The sequence below is a fragment of the Allochromatium humboldtianum genome, from assembly GCF_013385175.1.
Lineage (GTDB): Bacteria > Pseudomonadota > Gammaproteobacteria > Chromatiales > Chromatiaceae > Thermochromatium > Thermochromatium humboldtianum.
The window spans coordinates 89,043-105,084 of the sequence record NZ_JABZEO010000011.1 but is presented as its reverse complement, the minus strand read 5'-3'; the positions used below and the strand labels follow the sequence as shown (position 1 = coordinate 105,084).

Sequence of the window (16,042 nt, the reverse complement as noted above, 5' to 3'; positions counted from 1 at the left end):
GAAGTCGCCGGTCTTCTGGCTAGCGCGCTCAGAGCGTCCGTGTCGGCGGCGGCGCCAGCTCGATGGTCAAGTCCGAGTGCGCCACCGCCTGACAGGTCAGGCAGGTACCGGCCGGTCGCCCATGCAGCGCCTCGATCTGCCCGCTGGGATAGTGAATGAAGCCGCTCTTGAGCGTGATCGCGCAGGCGCCGCAATGGCCGCCGCGACAGCCGTTGGGCAGCTCGACGTCCTGACGCAGTGCGGCCCGGAGCAGGGTCTCGCCGGGATTGGCCTCGAAGCTCGGGCCATCGGGTAAAATCTCGATCTTGAAACTCATAACGGAAGCGAACTCATGCGGGATATCCTGATTGCAGGCTGTGGATATGTAGGCGAACGCTTGGCGCGCCAATACCTCGATGAAGGCGAATCCGTCATCGGTCTGGTGCGGAGTCGGGACGGGCTGGAGCGTCTGGCCGCCGCCGGCATCCCGGCCATGCGCCATGATCTGGCCGGGACCGATCCCATGCCCTGTTCGCTCGCCGGCGTGCGTCTGTTCCATCTGGCGCCGCCGCCGGCGCACGGAACCGACGATCTCCACACGCGCCGCCTGATCGCCTCCTTCGACCAGGCTGGTCATCCACGACGCCTAGTCTACATCAGTACCACGGGCGTCTATGGCGACTGTGACGGCGCCTGGGTCGACGAGGACTGGCCGACGCGCCCGACCCTCGACCGCTCGCTCCGTCGCCTGGATGCCGAGGAGCAGCTACGCCGCTGGAGTCGCGACCACGGCGGTGAGCTGATCGTGCTGCGGGTCGCCGGCATCTACGGGCCTGGACGCCTGCCGCTGGAGCGTCTGCGGCGCGGTCTGCCTCTGGTGCGCCCCGAGGAGGCGCCCTACAGCAACCGTATCCATGTCGATGATCTGGTCGCGATCTGTGTCGCGGCCATGGAACACGGGCGCGATGGCGACATCTTCAATGTCAGCGACGGTCATCCGAGCACCATGACCGAGTATTTCATGCAGCTCGCCGAAGCCGCCGGTCTAGCGCCGCCGCCGCTCGTATCCATGGCCGAGGCGTCCGCCCATCTGTCCGAGGGCATGATGGGCTATATGAGTGAGTCGCGCCGCCTGTCCAATCGCCGTCTGCGCGAGGAACTGGGTGTCGAGCTGCGCTACCCGACCCTGGCCGAAGGGCTGGCACAGGCACTCGGTTGAGCGATTGGCCTTGCGAAAAATGCGGTTTTTTAGCGTGCCATGGTTGACGCAAGGACGCGCATCCACTAGCTTCCGCCGAAACGGCGATTGGCGGCTAAGTCCAGGGTTCCAATGCTGTCAGCTGAGTCGGCGTGTTTCCATGGCTGTCGCGGCGGCTTGTGTGTCGGCCCGCGGCGGTATCGATCGATCGACACACATGATGAGCGCGAGAGACAGCAGCGATGAGGATCTACGTAGGCAATCTGCCCTATAGCGTGAACGACGACGAGTTGCGGAACATCTTCGGTCAGTTCGGTGAACTGGCTTCCGCCGAGGTGATCAAGGACAAGTTCTCGGGTCAGTCGAAGGGATTCGGCTTCGTCGACATGCCCAACAACTCCGAGGCCGACGCGGCCATCAAGGCCCTGAACGAAACCGAGATGAAGGGCCGCAAACTGACCGTCAACGAAGCCAGACCGCGCGCCGAGCGTCCCCGTGGGGGCGGCGGCGGCCGCTACTGATCGACCTCGAACCGCGTCAGTGTTGGCGCGGTTCGAGCTTTATCCCCAAGTCTCCCCAGATCCGGTCGACCCGTTCGCGGACGCCTTCGTCCATGCGGATCGGCTGTCCCCATTCGCGTGTCGTCTCCCCAGGCCACTTGTTGGTGGCGTCGAAGCCGATCTTCGAGCCTAGCCCGGACACGGGCGAGGCGAAGTCCAGATAGTCGATCGGCGTGTTCTCGATCATCAGCGTATCGCGTGCCGGGTCCATGCGCGTGGTCATGGCCCAGATGACATCGGTCCAGTCGCGCGTGTTCACGTCCTCGTCGACCACGATCACGAACTTGGTGTACATGAACTGGCGCAGGAACGACCACACACCCATCATCACCCGCTTGGCATGTCCAGGATACTGCTTGCGGATGCTGACCACCGCAAGCCGGTAGGAACAGCCCTCGGGCGGCAGATAGAAATCCTGGATCTCGGGGAACTGCTTGCGCAGGATCGGCACGAACACCTCGTTCAGCGCCACGCCCAGCACCGCTGGTTCGTCGGGCGGACGGCCGGTGTAGGTGCTGTGATAGATGGGGTTGCGCCGATGGGTCATCCGCTCGATGGTGAAGACCGGGAAGGAATCGACCTCGTTGTAATAGCCGGTGTGGTCGCCGAACGGTCCCTCTGGGGCCATGTCGTCCGGGTAGATGTGACCTTCGAGCACGATCTCGGCGTTGGCCGGAACCTGGAGATCGGATTCCAGACAGGACGCCAGCTCGGTGCGGCTGCCGCGCAGCAGACCGGCGAAGGCGTATTCCGACAGCGTGTCCGGCACCGGCGTCACAGCGCCGAGGATGGTCGCCGGATCGGCCCCCAGCGCCACGGCGACCGGGAAGGGCTGACCGGGATTGGCGCGTTGCCAGTCGCGATAGTCGAGCGCCCCGCCGCGATGCGACAGCCAGCGCATGATGACGCGGTTGGGTCCGAGCACCTGCATCCGGTAGATGCCCAGGTTCTGGCGCGACTTCTCCGGCCCGCGCGTGATGACCAGCCCCCAGGTGATGAGCTTCGCGGCATCCCCCGGCCAGCAGTGCTGGATCGGCAGCCGGCCGAGATCGATCTCCGCACCGCTCAGCGAGACCTCCTGACAGGCCGGATTGCGCCGCACCTTGGGCGCCATGTCGAGCACCTTCTTGAAGATCGGCAGCGTCTCCCAGGCCTGTTTCATGCCCTTGGGCGGATCGGGCTCCTTGAGGAAGGCGAGTAGCCGCCCGACCTCGCGCAGCGCCTCGACCGATTCCTCACCCATGCCGAGCGCCACCCGCTTGGGCGTGCCGAACAGATTGCCGAGCAGCGGAATCCGCGATCCCTTGGGCCGCTCGAACAGCAGTGCCGGACCGCCCGCGCGCAGAGTGCGGTCACAGATCTCGGTGATTTCAAGATAGGGATCGACCTCGACGCTGACGCGGTGCAGCTCGCCGCGCTGTTCGAGCTGGTCGATGAAGTCGCGCAGATCGCGGTATTGCATCCTGGTTCGAGGCTCCTGTTAAGCCGCTTCAGCGACGATGCCCGAATGACGCAGCAGCGCATCGGTCGTCGGCTCGCGTCCACGGAATTTGACGAACAGCGCCATGGCGTCTTCCGATCCGCCCTTCTCCAGAATGTTCTCCAGGAAGGAACGCCCGGTGTCGGCATCGAAGACGCCGTGCTCCTCGAACAGCGAGAAGGCATCCGCCGAGAGCACTTCGGCCCATTTGTAGCTGTAATACCCAGCCGCATAGCCGCCGGCGAAGATGTGCGAAAACCCATGCGCGAAGCGGTGGAAGGCCGGCGGCCGGATCACGGCGACCTGATCGCGCACGGCTTCGAGGATCTCGTAGATGCGCCCGCCGCGTTCGGGATCGTATTCACGATGCATCCGGAAGTCGAACAGCGCGAACTCCAGTTGACGCACCATCTGCATCGCCGACTGGAAGTTCCTGGCTGCGATCATGCGCGTATAGAGTTCCTCGGGCAGGGGTGCGCCGGTCTCCCAGTGCGCGGCGAACAGATCCAGCGACTCGCGCTCCCAGCACCAGTTCTCCATGAACTGGCTCGGCAGCTCGACCGCATCCCAGGGCACCCCATTGATGCCGGCCACGCCCGGATAGTCGACGCGCGTGAGCATGTGATGCAGCCCGTGCCCGAACTCGTGGAACAGGGTCTCCACCTCGTTGTGTGTCAACAGCGACGGTTGATCCCCGACCGGCGGCGTGAAGTTGCAGACCAGATAGGCGACCGGGATCTGATCACAACGGCTGGTGTGCATCCGGTTGGTGCAGACGTCCATCCAGGCGCCGCCGCGCTTGTTCGGACGCGCGAAGGGATCGAGATAGAACTGCGCGCGCAGCTCGCCGGTGAGCAGATCGCGGATCTCGAAGAAGCGCACGTCCGGGTGATAGGTCTCGAAGGCCGGCGCTTCCTGGATGTGGATGCCGAACAGTCGCTCGACCACGCCGAACAGCCCGAGCAGGACGCGCGTGATCGGGAAGTAGGGGCGCAGTTCCTCCTGGCTGATCTGGTAGCGATGGACGCGCAGCTTCTCGGAGTAATAGGTGATGTCCCAGGGCTCCAACTGCTCGACGCCGTGCTGTTCGCGTGCGAACGCCTCCAGTTCGGCCAGCTCGCGCCGTGCCTGTCCGACCGAGCGCGCGGCCAGATCGTCGAGAAAGCCCAGCACCGCGTCAGGCGAGCGCGCCATCTTGGTCGCCAGCGAGCGCTCGGCATAGTTGGCGAATCCGAGCAGCCCGGCCAGCTCGTGACGCAGGGCCAGGATGCGTTCCATCAGTTCGGTGTTGTCCCATTGTCCGGCGTGCGGTCCCTGATCCGAAGCGCGCGTGCCGAAGGCTTGGTAGAACTCGAAACGCAGCGCGCGGTCGTCGGCATAGGTCATGACCGGCAGGTAATAGGGCATGTCGAGCGTGAACAGCCAGCCGTCCAGTTCCTGACGTTCGGCGTTCTGACGCGCCAGCGCCAGCGCCGATTCGGGCAGGCCGGTGAGCCGCGTCTGGTCCGTGATGTGTTTGCTCCAGGCGTTGGTCGCGTCCAGCACGTTCTCGGAATACTTGCTGGTCAGTTGCGACAGCTCCTGGCTGATCGCCTTGTAGCGCGCTTTCTTCTCGGCTGGCAGATCCACGCCCGAGAGATGGAAGTCGCGCAGGGCGTTCTCCAGCAGCTTGCGTTGCGCCGCGTCCAGATGTTCCTGGGCTGCGACGGCGCGATAGGCCTGGAACAGCGCCTCGTTCTGACCGACCTCGGTGCCGTACTCGCTGAGTTTGGGCAGACAGGCGTTGTAGGCCGCGCGCAGGGCCTCGCTGTTGAGCACGCCGTTGAGGTGTCCGACCGGCGACCAGGTGCGGTTCAGGCGATCGTCGACCTCGTCGAGCGGCTCGACGAAGTTCTCCCAGGTCGGCACCGCGACCTCGCGCGTCAGCCGTTCGATCGCTTCACGACACTCGGCCAGCCGGGCGTCGACGGCCGGCTCGACGTGCTCGGCACGGATCAGATTGAAGGCCGGCAGACCGGCTTGATCGATGAGTGGATTGGACATGGATGGCGTGATCCGTGGTCGGTTGACGAGTGTTCGGTGGACGACCGCCGCGCGCGTGGTCGGCGGACGGTCATCATAAAGCCTTGGGGTTCGACCCACAAAAGATCGCGGCTACAAGCCGCCATTCAAGGCGGCTCAGAGTGATTGAATTCAGTCCGGCAGGAAGCCGCTGTTCTGGCGCGGTGCGATGTGCCCCTGGAGCGAGCGTTTCATGTCCTTGACGGGGCGGGGCTTGAAGGCGCGCGGAATGCAGAAGTGATGACGCTGGAGTTCGACCCGATAGCGCTCGGTGGCCGGACCGATCTCCCGCCAGTCCTCGTTCACGGGCGTGAATCCGCTGCCAGTGCCATAGGCGAAGACCCGGTACTGGCCCTGAGGCGTGCAGCGGATGCCCTCGAAGGACAGATTGCGCGCGCCCGTGTCGGAGCGCGCAACCAGGGTATAGCGCACCACCTCATCGGGACCGACGCTCAGATGCTTACCATCGATGAAATAGCGAAACGAATCCTGGGAGCCGTCGAGTCTGAATTCGATCAGATCCGCGTCGGCCGGCAGCGGGGGCAACCGGGTCAGCGCCTCGGTCCAGGGCGTTCCGGGCTTGACGCTCGACGGGGTGAAGGGTTCCGGCTCGTGGATGAAGGGGCTGTCCTCGGCCAGGACCGAGGTGTCCCAAAGCATGGCGAACAGGACATAGAGTCGTGTGAATCGGGTCTGTCTCATTGGGTGCCGTGGGTCATGCATCGAGAGGAGGCCGACCATGATGCGACAGGATTCGTCTGGGGTCGAGTGGATCCTGTGAACGTCTGTCCTCAAAAGATCAGGCGTTGGTGCGATGCGCAAAATGTTTAAGCTCTAGCTGCCTGGACCGCCTCAGGGCTGTAGTACCATCGACGCTAGATCTCAAGCTTTCAGGAGCAAACCTCGATGAAGTTTCCCTATGCCCTGAGCGATTTCGGCACCCTGATTCGGGAAGGCTACTTCTATCAGGATCGCACCGACCGCATTCCGCGCCTGGAAGCCGTCGGGCGCCAACTGATCTTCATCCGCCCGCGCCGCTTCGGCAAAAGCCTGCTGCTCTCGATGCTGGAGCACTATTACGATGTCAAGCGCGCCGACCAGTTCGACGCCCTGTTCGGGAACCTAGCGATCGGACGCAATCCAACACCCCTGCACAATCAATACTTCATCCTGAAATGGGATTTCTCGCTGGTGAAGTCCCAGGGGGAGATGAAAGACATCGAAATGGCCTTGCATCGCCATGTGAACGCCGCCATCCAGGACTGCGCGGCGCACTATGGCTGGGACGATATCGAGATCGTTCCGGACGATGCGGTGATTTCACTGTCGTCGCTGCTGCGTCGAGTGCGTCGGGAAGATCACTTCCTGTACCTGCTGATCGACGAATACGACAACTTCGCCAACGAAGTGCTGATGAGCGGCCGCCGGCAGGAATTCTACGAGGGCCTGCTGTATGGCGAAGGCCTCCTGAAAACCCTGTTCAAAGGCGTCAAGGCCGCCATGGGGCAGGGTATCGATCGAGTCTTCATCACGGGTGTCTCGCCCGTGGTGCTCAGCGACATGACCAGCGGCTACAACGTCGGCGAGGACATTTATCTCGAAGCCGCCTTCAACGACCTGTGCGGTTTCACCGAGTCTGAAGTTGCCGCCGTGCTGGAGCGCCTGGCCGCCGAGGGGGGCGCCTGGTCGCCGACGGAAGCCCTGGAGCTGATGCGCACCTTTTATAACGGCTATTGTTTCAGCGAAGAAGGCGGTGAGCGGCTCTACAACCCGACCCTGAGTCTGTATTTCCTCAAGGCTCTGCACACCAAGGGCCGCTATCCGCTGCGGATGCTGGATGAAAACCTGGCGATGGATCGCGGCAAGCTGCGCTATATCGCCGACCTGCCGCATGGCGAGGAGGTGCTGGTGCAGGCCCTCGACGGTGAGGGCGGTCTGAGGATTCCGCAACTGACCAAACGCTTCGGGGTCGCCGATGTGCTCGCGTCGGTCAAGGATCGACCGTTCATGGCCTCGCTGCTCTATTACTTCGGCGTCCTCACCCACACTGGGCTGAGCGACTTTCTGGAGCCGATCCTCAATATCCCCAATCTGGTCGCCCGGTCGCTGTATGTGGAGCGCTTGCAGGATCTGTGGCTGGAGACCTACGAGGACAAGACCCGCGTTCCCGAGCTGCGCAAGGAGGTGTTTCGGACCGGCGACCTGACCCCGCTGGTCTCTTTCGTCGAAGCGCGGTATTTCCCGATCCTGTCCAATCGCGATTATCGCTGGACGAACGAACTGATGGTCAAGCTGGCTTTCCTGACCCTGTTGTTCGATGACCGGCTCTACATGCTGGTCTCGGAAACCGAGATGGACCACGGCTATGTCGATCTGAGCCTGATCCGGCGCTTGGACCGGCGGGCGGTCAAGGCGCTCGATCTGCTGTTTGAGTTCAAATATGTGAGCTTGGCCCAGCTCAAGCTTGACGGCGAGCAGGTGCGGGCCGCCTCAGCAGACGAACTGGCCGCACAGTCGGCGGTGCGTCAGGCGTTGCAGACAGCCGCCGAGCAGGCGCGCCGCTATGGCGCGGCGCTGACCGAACGCTACGGCCTGACCGATCTGCGCCTGTATGCCGTGGTTGGGGTCGGGCTGGAGCGGGTCGTCTGGCAGACCGTCGCCGACGTCTGACGCTCCAAACGCGGTTCTCAACAACCCGGTCGATAGCGTAGATCCAGGGTATAGGGATGCTCGCCCGCCGGTTCCTCGGGCGGCGGATCGATCTCGCCTGGGGTGTGGCCCATGACGCGGAAGCGCGCAATACGCCGGCTCTCGGCCTCGTAGCTGTTGACCGGGAGGCTCGACTCACTGCGTCCGCCCGGATGGGCGACGTAATAGGTGCAGCCGCCGAGACTGCGCCGGTTCCAGAGATCGACGATCTCGAATACCAGCGGGTTGTGCGCCGGGATGGTCGGATGCAGACCGGACGGCGGACTCCAGGCCTTGAAGCGGATGCCGGCGACGAATTCGGCACGGCGTCCGGTCGGGCGCAGCGGGACACGCCGGCCGTTGCAGACCAGGACGTGCCGTGCGTCGACCATCCCGTTCACCTTGACCTGCATCCGCTCCACCGAGCTGTCGACGAAGCGCGCCGTGCCCTGAGCCGTGACCTCCTCACCGAGGACGTGCCAGGGTTCGATGGCCGCGCGCAGTTCCATGTCGATGCCGTTGTCGGTGATCAGATCGCCATAGTGCGGAAACCGGAACTCGAAGAACGGCTCGAACCAGTCCAGCTCGATCGGATACCCGGCGCGGCGCAGGTCACAGACGACGTCGGCGAAGTCCTGACGCACGAAATGCGGCAGCAGGAAACGATCGTGCAGCTCGGTGCCCCAGCGGATGGGCTTGCGTCGATAGGGTTCCTTCCAGAAGCGCGCGACCAGGGTGCGCAGCAAGAGCATCTGCGCCAGACTCATCCGATGATGCGGCGGCATCTCGAAGCCCCGGAATTCCAGCAATCCCTGACGCCCCGCCGCGCTGTCGGGCGAATAGAGCTTGTCGATACAAAACTCGGTGCGATGGGTGTTGCCCGTCACATCGGTCAGCAGGTTGCGCAATACGCGGTCGACGATCCAGGGCTGGGGCACCTCGCCGGGCGGCATCTGCTGGAAAGCGATGTCGAGTTCGTAGAGCCGGTCGTCGCGCGCCTCGTCGACCCGTGGGGCCTGACTGGTCGGGCCGATGAACAGCCCCGAGAACAGATAGGACAGGCTCGGATGATGCTGCCAATAGGTGATGAGGCTCTGCACCAGATCCGGCTTGCGCAGGAGCGGACTGTCGGCCGGGGTCGGGCCGCCGAGCGTGACATGGTTGCCGCCGCCGGTGCCGGTGTGACGGCCGTCGAGCATGAACTTCTCGGTGCCGAGCCGCGCCAGCCGTGCTTCTTCGTAGAGGATCTGCGTATCCGAGACCAGTTGGTCCCAGCTCTCGGCCGGATGGATGTTGACCTCGATGACGCCGGGGTCCGGGGTGACGGCGAGCTTTTGCAGACGCGGATCGCGCGGCGGTTCGTAGCCCTCGATGATGATCGGCAGGCGGAGTTCGGCGGCCGTATCCTCGATGCACATGACCAGATCCAGCCAGTGTTCCAGATGCGTCACGGGCGGCATGAAGCAGTAGAGGCGGCCCGAGCGCGGTTCGATGCAGAGCGCGGTGCGGATCAGGTCCGGGTGTGGGGTGTCGCTGGGTGCTGTCTGCGGACGCACGTCCTGATGGGCCTCGTCGCGCGGAGCGAGACGGCCGTAACGCGCCGCCAGATCGCGCGGCTGGACACCCTGTTCACGGATACTCTGCGGCGTCTGCGCCGGTTCGACCAGACGGCTGTAGCGTCGCGCTACTTCATCATAAGGTGAACGCAGAGGCGCGACCGGCTCGAACGGATTGCGCTCCAGCAAGGGTTCCTGATCGCTCTCCGGCACATAGGGCAGGGCGTCGAGCGGCAGCCGCAGTCCCATCGGCGAGTCGCCCGGGATCAGGAACAGCCGCCCGTCGCGGAAGGTCCAGCATCCGCTCTTCCAGCCCCCATCGATCCCGAGTCCCCACCAGCGCAACGGCAGCACGAAGCCGGCCACGCGGTTCAAGCCCTGATCGAACAGCCGGGCGATGCGTTGGCGTTCATTGGGGTCTTTGAGCTTGTTGTCGAGCGGATCGACGTTGACCGGCAGCCGCGCCTCGCGCCACAGGTAATACCAGGCATCCTCGTGGGCCGGCGCGGCATGGTCCGGGTCGACGCCCAGATGCCGGGCAAGGGTGCGGATGAAACGCTCGGCCTCGGCCGGGCCGTGACCATAGTCGCCGTCCTCGTGCCCGAACAGCGCCGGATCGCGCCACATGGGTTCGCCGTCCTTGCGCCAGAAGCAGGACAGCGCCCAGCGCGGCAGTTGCTCGCCCGGATACCACTTGCCCTGACCGAGATGCAGCAGTCCGCCGGGCGCAAAGCGCGCCTGGAGCCGACGCAGCAGATCCTCGGCGAGTATCTTCTTGGTCGGCCCCAGCGCATCGATGTTCCACTCCGCGCCGTCCATGTCGTCGATCGAGACGAAGGTCGGCTCGCCGCCCATGGTCAAGCGCACGTCGTTGATCCGCAGTTCGGCGTCGACCTGATGGCCGAGCGCCTCGATCGCCGTCCATTGTTCCTCGGTATAGGGTTTGGTGACGCGCGGGTCTTCGTGGATGCGTTCGATCTGGTTGTGGAAATAGAACTCGACTTCACACTTGTCGGTCGCGCCCTCGATCGGCGCGGCCCCGCGCGGCGCGGGCGAGCAGGCGAGCGGGATGTGCCCCTCGCCGGCGAACAGCCCGGAGGTCGGGTCGAGTCCGATCCAGCCCGCGCCCGGTACATAGACCTCGGCCCAGGCATGCAGGTCGGTGAAATCCTGCTCCGGCCCCGATGGTCCGTCGAGCGCCTTGACGTCCGCCGTCAACTGCACCAGATAGCCCGAGACGAAACGCGCCGCCAGCCCCAGATGACGCAGGATCTGCACCAGCAGCCAGCCGGTGTCGCGGCAGGAACCGAGCCGTTTTTTGAGCGTCTCCTCACAACTCTGCACGCCCGGTTCCATCCGGATCACATAGCCGATGTCCTGTTGCAGCCTCTGGTTGAGATCGACCAGGAAATAGACCGTCTCGCGCTTGGCGCGGTCGACGCCCGCCAGCCACTCGCGCAACAGCGGGCCGTCGTCGGTGATCTCCAGATAGGGCGCCAGCTCCTTGCGCAGATCCGGCGCATAGGCGAACGGATAGTGATAGGCCGACTCTTCCAGGAAGAAATCGAAGGGGTTGATGGTGATCATCTCGGCGATCACATCGACCTCGATCGACAGCCGCCGCGTCTTCTCGGGGAAGACCAACCGGGCCAGATAGTTGCCGAAGGCGTCCTGCTGCCAGTTGATGAAATGCCCTTCGGGTTCGACCTTGAGCGAATAAGCTCGGATCGGGGTGCGGCAATGGGGAGCTGGACGCAGCCGCACCACATGCGGCGAGAGTCCGACGGAGCGGTCGAAGCGGTATTCGGTCTTGTGGTTCAGGGCGACCAGGATGGACATGGGGCGTGTTTCCCATAAAGCGTGGCTTTTGCGCTTACGATCCCACAAAATGCCCTGCATGTCTCGTCTCGGCGCCTCCGCGAACCTTTCAAGACCCAGAGCCGGCTCATGGACACCAAAGACACCTTCATGCCCTACGAGGCCATCGACGCCGGCGCCCTGCTGGCCTCGCTGCACGCCGGCGTCGTCGTGCATGGTCAGGGGACCGAGATCCTCTATGCCAACCCGCGCGCCCTGGAACTGCTGCGTCTGACCGCCAATCAGGCCCTGGGCAAGGCGGCGCTGGATCCCGAGTGGCGCTTCCTCGACGAACACAAGCGCCTGTTGCCGGTGGATCAGTATCCGGTCAATCGTGTCCTGGCCGGCGGCGAGGCGGTGATCAATCAGATCCTCGGGATCGTCGATAGTCGCTCCGAGGACGTGACCTGGGTGCTGGCCAATGCCTATCCCGAACGCGACCCGGGCGGAACCATCGCCAAGGTCGTGGTCAGCTTCATCGACATCACCAGTGAGAAGCAGGACATCCCCTTCGAGCAGATCGTCGCCTATGCCAGCGATCCGGTGGTCGTGACCGAGGCCGATCCCGTGGTCGGGAAGGGGCCGCGCATCCTCTATGTCAACGATGCCTTCACTGATCTGACCGGCTACACGCCCGAGGAGGTCATCGGACAGTCGCCGCGCATCCTGCAGGGCGAACACACCGACCCCGAGGCCCGTGAGCGCATCCGTCAGGCGCTCATCGATCGCGCCCCGATCCGCGAGCAGATCGTCAATTACACCAAGGGCGGCCAGGAATACTGGGTCGAACTCAAGATCGTGCCCCTGCGCAATGCCAGGGGCGAGGTGACTCATTTCGCCGCCATCGAGCGCGACATCACCGCGCAGAAGGCCGAGGTGTCCGTCCTGCGCGAGCTGGCGACCACCGACCCCTTGACCGGCGTGCTCAACCGGCGCGGTTTCTCGGAGCACGCCCAGGGGCGTCTGGCCAGTGCGCTACGTGATGGGCAGGAGCTCTCGCTGGCCATGATCGACATCGATTTCTTCAAGCGTATCAACGATACCCATGGCCATGAGGTCGGCGATCAGGCGCTCATCCATCTGGCCGGGCTACTGCGCACCTCCTTTCGCGAGAGCGACGTCATCGGGCGGCTGGGCGGCGAGGAGTTCGCCGTCCTGCTTCCGGGCGCGACGCTGGACCAGAGCCGCGTGCTCATGGACAGGTTCAGGACGCGACTCGCGACCACGCCGCTGAGGCTGCACGATGGGCGGTGGCTGGGGTTCACGGCCAGCATCGGGGTCGCCGAGCTGGATCCGGAGAAGGCCAGTCTCGCGACACTCACCAAGGCCGCCGACAGCGCGCTCTATGCGGCCAAGCACAGTGGACGTAATCGGGTGTATCTGGCGCCCTGATGGTGGGCGACCGGCTTTCAGCCTCCGGCGTCCGGCATTCAGGGATCAGTGGCCGGGGCTCCGCGTTCCGGTGTCCAGGGCGTGCCTATCGTCTGCGCGAACGCCTCGGTCGGCAATGGACGTCCGAACAGATACCCCTGACCGGCGGTGCAGCCCTGACGGATCAGGAAGTCGCATTGCTCCGGGGTCTCGACGCCCTCGGCGATGACGTTGAGTCTCAGGTTACGGGCCATGGCGATGATGGTGGCCGCGATCTCCATGTCGCTCGAATCATCGGGGATGTCGCGCACGAAGTCGCGGTCGATCTTGAGTTCGTCGATCGGCAGCCGCTTGAGGTAGGCCAGCGAGGAATAGCCGGTGCCGAAGTCGTCGATCGACAGCCGCACGCCGAGCGCCTTGAGTCCGTGCAGGCGCTCCAGCGCCTGTTCGCGCTGATCCATGATCATGCTCTCGGTCAGCTCCAGCTTGAGCCGCTCGGCCGGCAGGCCGGTCTCGCGCAGTACACGGGTGACGCGCTCGACCAGATCCGGACTGCGCAACTGACGGCCCGAGAGGTTGACGGCGATCGTCAGATCCGCCAGTCCGTTCGTGCGCCAGGACTGACAGTCGGTACAGGCCTGGCGCAGCACCCATTCGCCCAGCGGCACGATCAGGCCGGTCTCCTCGGCCAGCGGGATGAAGCGGTCGGGCGCGACCAGTCCTTCGGTAGCCGAGTGCCAGCGCACCAGCGCCTCGCAACCGATGAGACGCCCGTCGCGCATGTCGACCTGAGCCTGATAGTGCAGCACGAACTCCTCGCCGGCGAGCGCCCGATGCAGACGCGCCTCCAGCCCCAGACGCTCGCGGGCAGTCTGGGTGAGGGTCGGGGTGTAGAAGCGATAGGTGTTGCGGCCCTCTTCCTTGGCCTGATACATGGCGACATCGGCATGCTGGATGAGATCCGTCACCGTGCGCCCGTCGTCCGGGTAGAGACTGATGCCGATGCTGGCGCCGACAAAGAGTTCCTGGCCGTTGGGCAGATGGAAGGGGCGTTGCAGCAAGCTCAGGAGCGATTCGGCGACCCCGGCGGCATCCTCCGGTCGCTGGAGGTTCTCAAGCAGCACCAGGAACTCGTCGCCGCCGAGCCGGGCGAGGGTGTCGTCCTCGCGCACCCGCTCGCTCAGACGCCGCGCGAGCAGTTCCAGCAGCGCATCGCCGCTCGGATGCCCCAGGCTGTCGTTGACGGTCTTGAAGCGATCCAGGTCGACGAAAAGTACCGCCACCCGTCCGTTCTGGCGATCGGCGCGATCCAGGGCATGTTCCAGCCGCGATTGCACCAGACGCCGGTTGGGCAGGTTGGTCAGGGGGTCGTAATGGACCAGGTGTTCGAGTCGCGCCTCGGACTGCTTGAGCTGGCTGATGTCGGTCATGACGCCGACGTAGTGGCTCGGGCGGCCCTGGCTGTCGGCGACCGTATTGATGGTGAGGATCTGCGGATAGAGCTCGCCGCTCTTGCGCCGGTTCCAGATCTCGCCCTGCCAGTGTCCGGCCGTCTTAAGGCTTTGCCACATCGCCTGATAGAAGGCGCGGTCCTGGCGGTCGGAGCGCAGGAGGTTGGGGTTGCGGCCCAGCACCTCGGATTCGCTGTAGCCGCTGATCTCGGTGAAGGCGCGGTTGACGTCGAGGATGCAGCCATCGAGGTCGGTGATGATGACCCCTTCGCGGGTGCTCTCGAACACGGTCGCGGCTTGGCGCAGCCGGGTGTCGGCCCGCACCCGCGTGACCGCCAGGCCCGCGATGCAGGCGCACTCCTCGATGAGTTCGCGCTCGATCGGCGTCGGGGCGCGCGGCTCGACATAGTGCACACACAGACGGCCGAGCATCTGTCCGGCGCCGTCCTTGAAGGGCGCGACCCAGTCAGCCGGGCGTTCGGGCGCCGTCTTGCCGGCGGGCAGGCAGGGCCCATCGCTGCCGATCTGGAGCCGGACCTGCATGTCCGGTTCCATGCGCTCCAGGCGTGCGGCGATCTCACCGAGGATGTCGGCGAGCGAGTGCTTGTCGATCAGGGCGTCGAGCACCGCCAGGCGCGTCTCGCGCCTCTGCTCGCCTGCCTTGGTCGCCGTGATGTCGTGCCAGGCGCCCGTGGCCTCGTGGGTCGCGCCGCCGTCGGTCTCCAGGAGCGTGACCTCGTCCTGGATCCAGCGCACCCGGCCCTGGGCATCGATGAGGCGATAGGCATGCACCATCGCGCCGCCCCGGTCCAGTTCGCTCAGCCAGTCGAGCGCCGCTTCCCGATCCTCCGGATGCAGCCGCGAGTCCCACCAGCCGGGCTGGAGCGCTGACATCGGACCATAGCCGAGCAGACGCGCGATGTTCTCACTGACCCAGGTCAGCGGACGCTCGTCCGGGCCGAGCCGGCGGCTGTAGAGGATCACCGGGCTGGTGGCCAGCGCCAGTCCCAGCCGTTCGGAAGCCGCGCGCAGATTGGCGCGCTCGCGTCCCAGCTCCGCCAGACTCCAGGCCTTCTCCAGCGTGGCCGGGAGCTGGTGCAGATAGCCCGGATGCTTGGAGAGATAGTCGTTGACGCCCAGATGCATGGCGCGCGCGGCCACCTCCTCGCTGCCCTGACCCGAGACCATGACGATCGGGATGTCCAGTCCGCGCTCGGCGCGCAGCACCTTGACGACCTCCAGGGCATCGAGCCCAGGCATCCGATAGTCCAGCAGCAACAGATCGAACGCGGCAGGGGTGTGCGGATCGACCGGCAGGCGCGCCAGGATCTGGCCGGCGTCCTCGACCACCGTCAGTCGGATGTGGGGCGCGTAGCGTGCCAGATGGCGCCGGGTCAGATCGATGTCGGCGGGCGTGTGCTCGGCATAGAGCACGCGCAGCGGTCGGGCCTGACGGGTCTGGGCCAGACGGAAGCGGCGCCAGGCGTCGCGCAGGGTCGTCGGCAGACGCTCGAAGGCGTGTTCGCCCTTGGTCAGATAGTCGTCGGCCCCGGCCTGGAGCGCGGCGATGGCGGCGTCCTGATCGCCCGAGCCGGTGAGCACCACCACGGCCAGCGGCAGACGCCGCTCGCGGATCCAGGCCAGCAGATCCAGCCCGGAGCCGTCGGGCAGACGCAGATCCAGCAGCGCCAGGTCATAGCCTCCAAGGGCGGACAGGCGCTCCAGCGCTTCGGACCGGCTGCCGACCTGATCCAGTTCGATGTCGGGCGCCTGACGTGCCAGCCGCCGCCGGGTGAGATCGACGTCGACCGGATTGTCTTCGACATGCAGGACGCGCATTC

At 65.1% G+C, this 16,042-nt stretch carries 10 protein-coding genes; 4 read left to right on the top strand and 6 right to left on the bottom strand.

Annotated elements, in window-relative coordinates; translation table 11 throughout:
- Positions 1–28: 28 nt before the first annotated feature.
- Positions 29–316 carry a 2Fe-2S iron-sulfur cluster-binding protein gene (locus HW932_RS15615; protein ID WP_176977418.1) on the bottom strand — a complete coding sequence of 96 codons (288 nt, stop codon included), beginning with the start codon at positions 314–316 and terminating at the stop codon, positions 29–31.
- A gap of 15 nt (positions 317–331) precedes the next feature.
- Between HW932_RS15615 and HW932_RS15610 the strand changes: the two genes are divergently transcribed.
- Both HW932_RS15610 and HW932_RS15605 read left to right on the top strand, forming a co-directional pair.
- Positions 332–1,198: an SDR family oxidoreductase gene (locus tag HW932_RS15610; protein ID WP_176977417.1), complete on the top strand. Its 867-nt coding sequence runs from the start codon at positions 332–334 to the stop codon at positions 1,196–1,198.
- A gap of 221 nt (positions 1,199–1,419) precedes the next feature.
- On the top strand, positions 1,420–1,698 hold the full coding sequence (locus tag HW932_RS15605; protein ID WP_176977416.1) for an RNA recognition motif domain-containing protein: 279 nt from the start codon (positions 1,420–1,422) through the stop codon (positions 1,696–1,698).
- Between the two features lie 16 nt (positions 1,699–1,714).
- Here HW932_RS15605 and ubiD read toward each other — a convergent pair whose 3' ends face one another.
- The 3 genes from ubiD to HW932_RS15590 form a co-directional block, all read right to left on the bottom strand.
- On the bottom strand, positions 1,715–3,199 hold the full coding sequence (ubiD, locus tag HW932_RS15600; RefSeq protein WP_176977415.1) for a 4-hydroxy-3-polyprenylbenzoate decarboxylase: 1,485 nt from the start codon (positions 3,197–3,199) through the stop codon (positions 1,715–1,717).
- An 18-nt stretch (positions 3,200–3,217) separates the two neighbouring features.
- Positions 3,218–5,260 carry an oligopeptidase A gene (prlC, locus tag HW932_RS15595; RefSeq protein ID WP_176977414.1) on the bottom strand — a complete coding sequence of 681 codons (2,043 nt, stop codon included), beginning with the start codon at positions 5,258–5,260 and terminating at the stop codon, positions 3,218–3,220.
- 150 nt (positions 5,261–5,410) lie between these two features.
- Positions 5,411–5,980 (bottom strand): CNP1-like family protein, encoded by a 570-nt coding sequence (locus HW932_RS15590; protein ID WP_246296860.1) that lies wholly within the window; start codon positions 5,978–5,980, stop codon positions 5,411–5,413.
- Between the two features lie 204 nt (positions 5,981–6,184).
- Between HW932_RS15590 and HW932_RS15585 the strand changes: the two genes are divergently transcribed.
- Positions 6,185–7,948 (top strand): AAA family ATPase, encoded by a 1,764-nt coding sequence (locus HW932_RS15585; RefSeq protein ID WP_176977413.1) that lies wholly within the window; start codon positions 6,185–6,187, stop codon positions 7,946–7,948.
- 17 nt (positions 7,949–7,965) lie between these two features.
- Here the strand turns inward: HW932_RS15585 and HW932_RS15580 are convergent, their stop codons facing one another.
- On the bottom strand, positions 7,966–11,361 hold the full coding sequence (locus HW932_RS15580; RefSeq protein WP_176977412.1) for a transglutaminase family protein: 3,396 nt from the start codon (positions 11,359–11,361) through the stop codon (positions 7,966–7,968).
- 108 nt (positions 11,362–11,469) lie between these two features.
- On the opposite strand from HW932_RS15580, the gene HW932_RS15575 reads away from it, so the two are divergent.
- Positions 11,470–12,771, top strand: coding sequence for a sensor domain-containing diguanylate cyclase (locus HW932_RS15575; RefSeq protein ID WP_176977411.1), 1,302 nt, complete (start codon positions 11,470–11,472; stop codon positions 12,769–12,771).
- Positions 12,772–12,809: 38 nt separating this feature from the next.
- Here HW932_RS15575 and HW932_RS15570 read toward each other — a convergent pair whose 3' ends face one another.
- Positions 12,810–16,040, bottom strand: coding sequence for an EAL domain-containing protein (locus HW932_RS15570; protein WP_176977410.1), 3,231 nt, complete (start codon positions 16,038–16,040; stop codon positions 12,810–12,812).
- Positions 16,041–16,042: the final 2 nt, after the last annotated feature.

What these genes read in the sequence shown, in the direction of transcription:
- ubiD (WP_176977415.1), bottom strand. Translation starts at nt 3,199, where the DNA reads ATGCAATACCGCGATCTGCGCGACTTCATCGACCAGCTCGAACAGCGC.
- HW932_RS15575 (WP_176977411.1), top strand. Translation starts at nt 11,470, where the DNA reads ATGGACACCAAAGACACCTTCATGCCCTACGAGGCCATCGACGCCGGC.
- HW932_RS15580 (WP_176977412.1), bottom strand. Translation starts at nt 11,361, where the DNA reads ATGTCCATCCTGGTCGCCCTGAACCACAAGACCGAATACCGCTTCGAC.
- HW932_RS15615 (WP_176977418.1), bottom strand. Translation starts at nt 316, where the DNA reads ATGAGTTTCAAGATCGAGATTTTACCCGATGGCCCGAGCTTCGAGGCC.
- HW932_RS15590 (WP_246296860.1), bottom strand. Translation starts at nt 5,980, where the DNA reads ATGAGACAGACCCGATTCACACGACTCTATGTCCTGTTCGCCATGCTT.
- HW932_RS15585 (WP_176977413.1), top strand. Translation starts at nt 6,185, where the DNA reads ATGAAGTTTCCCTATGCCCTGAGCGATTTCGGCACCCTGATTCGGGAA.
- HW932_RS15610 (WP_176977417.1), top strand. Translation starts at nt 332, where the DNA reads ATGCGGGATATCCTGATTGCAGGCTGTGGATATGTAGGCGAACGCTTG.
- HW932_RS15570 (WP_176977410.1), bottom strand. Translation starts at nt 16,040, where the DNA reads ATGCGCGTCCTGCATGTCGAAGACAATCCGGTCGACGTCGATCTCACC.
- prlC (WP_176977414.1), bottom strand. Translation starts at nt 5,260, where the DNA reads ATGTCCAATCCACTCATCGATCAAGCCGGTCTGCCGGCCTTCAATCTG.
- HW932_RS15605 (WP_176977416.1), top strand. Translation starts at nt 1,420, where the DNA reads ATGAGGATCTACGTAGGCAATCTGCCCTATAGCGTGAACGACGACGAG.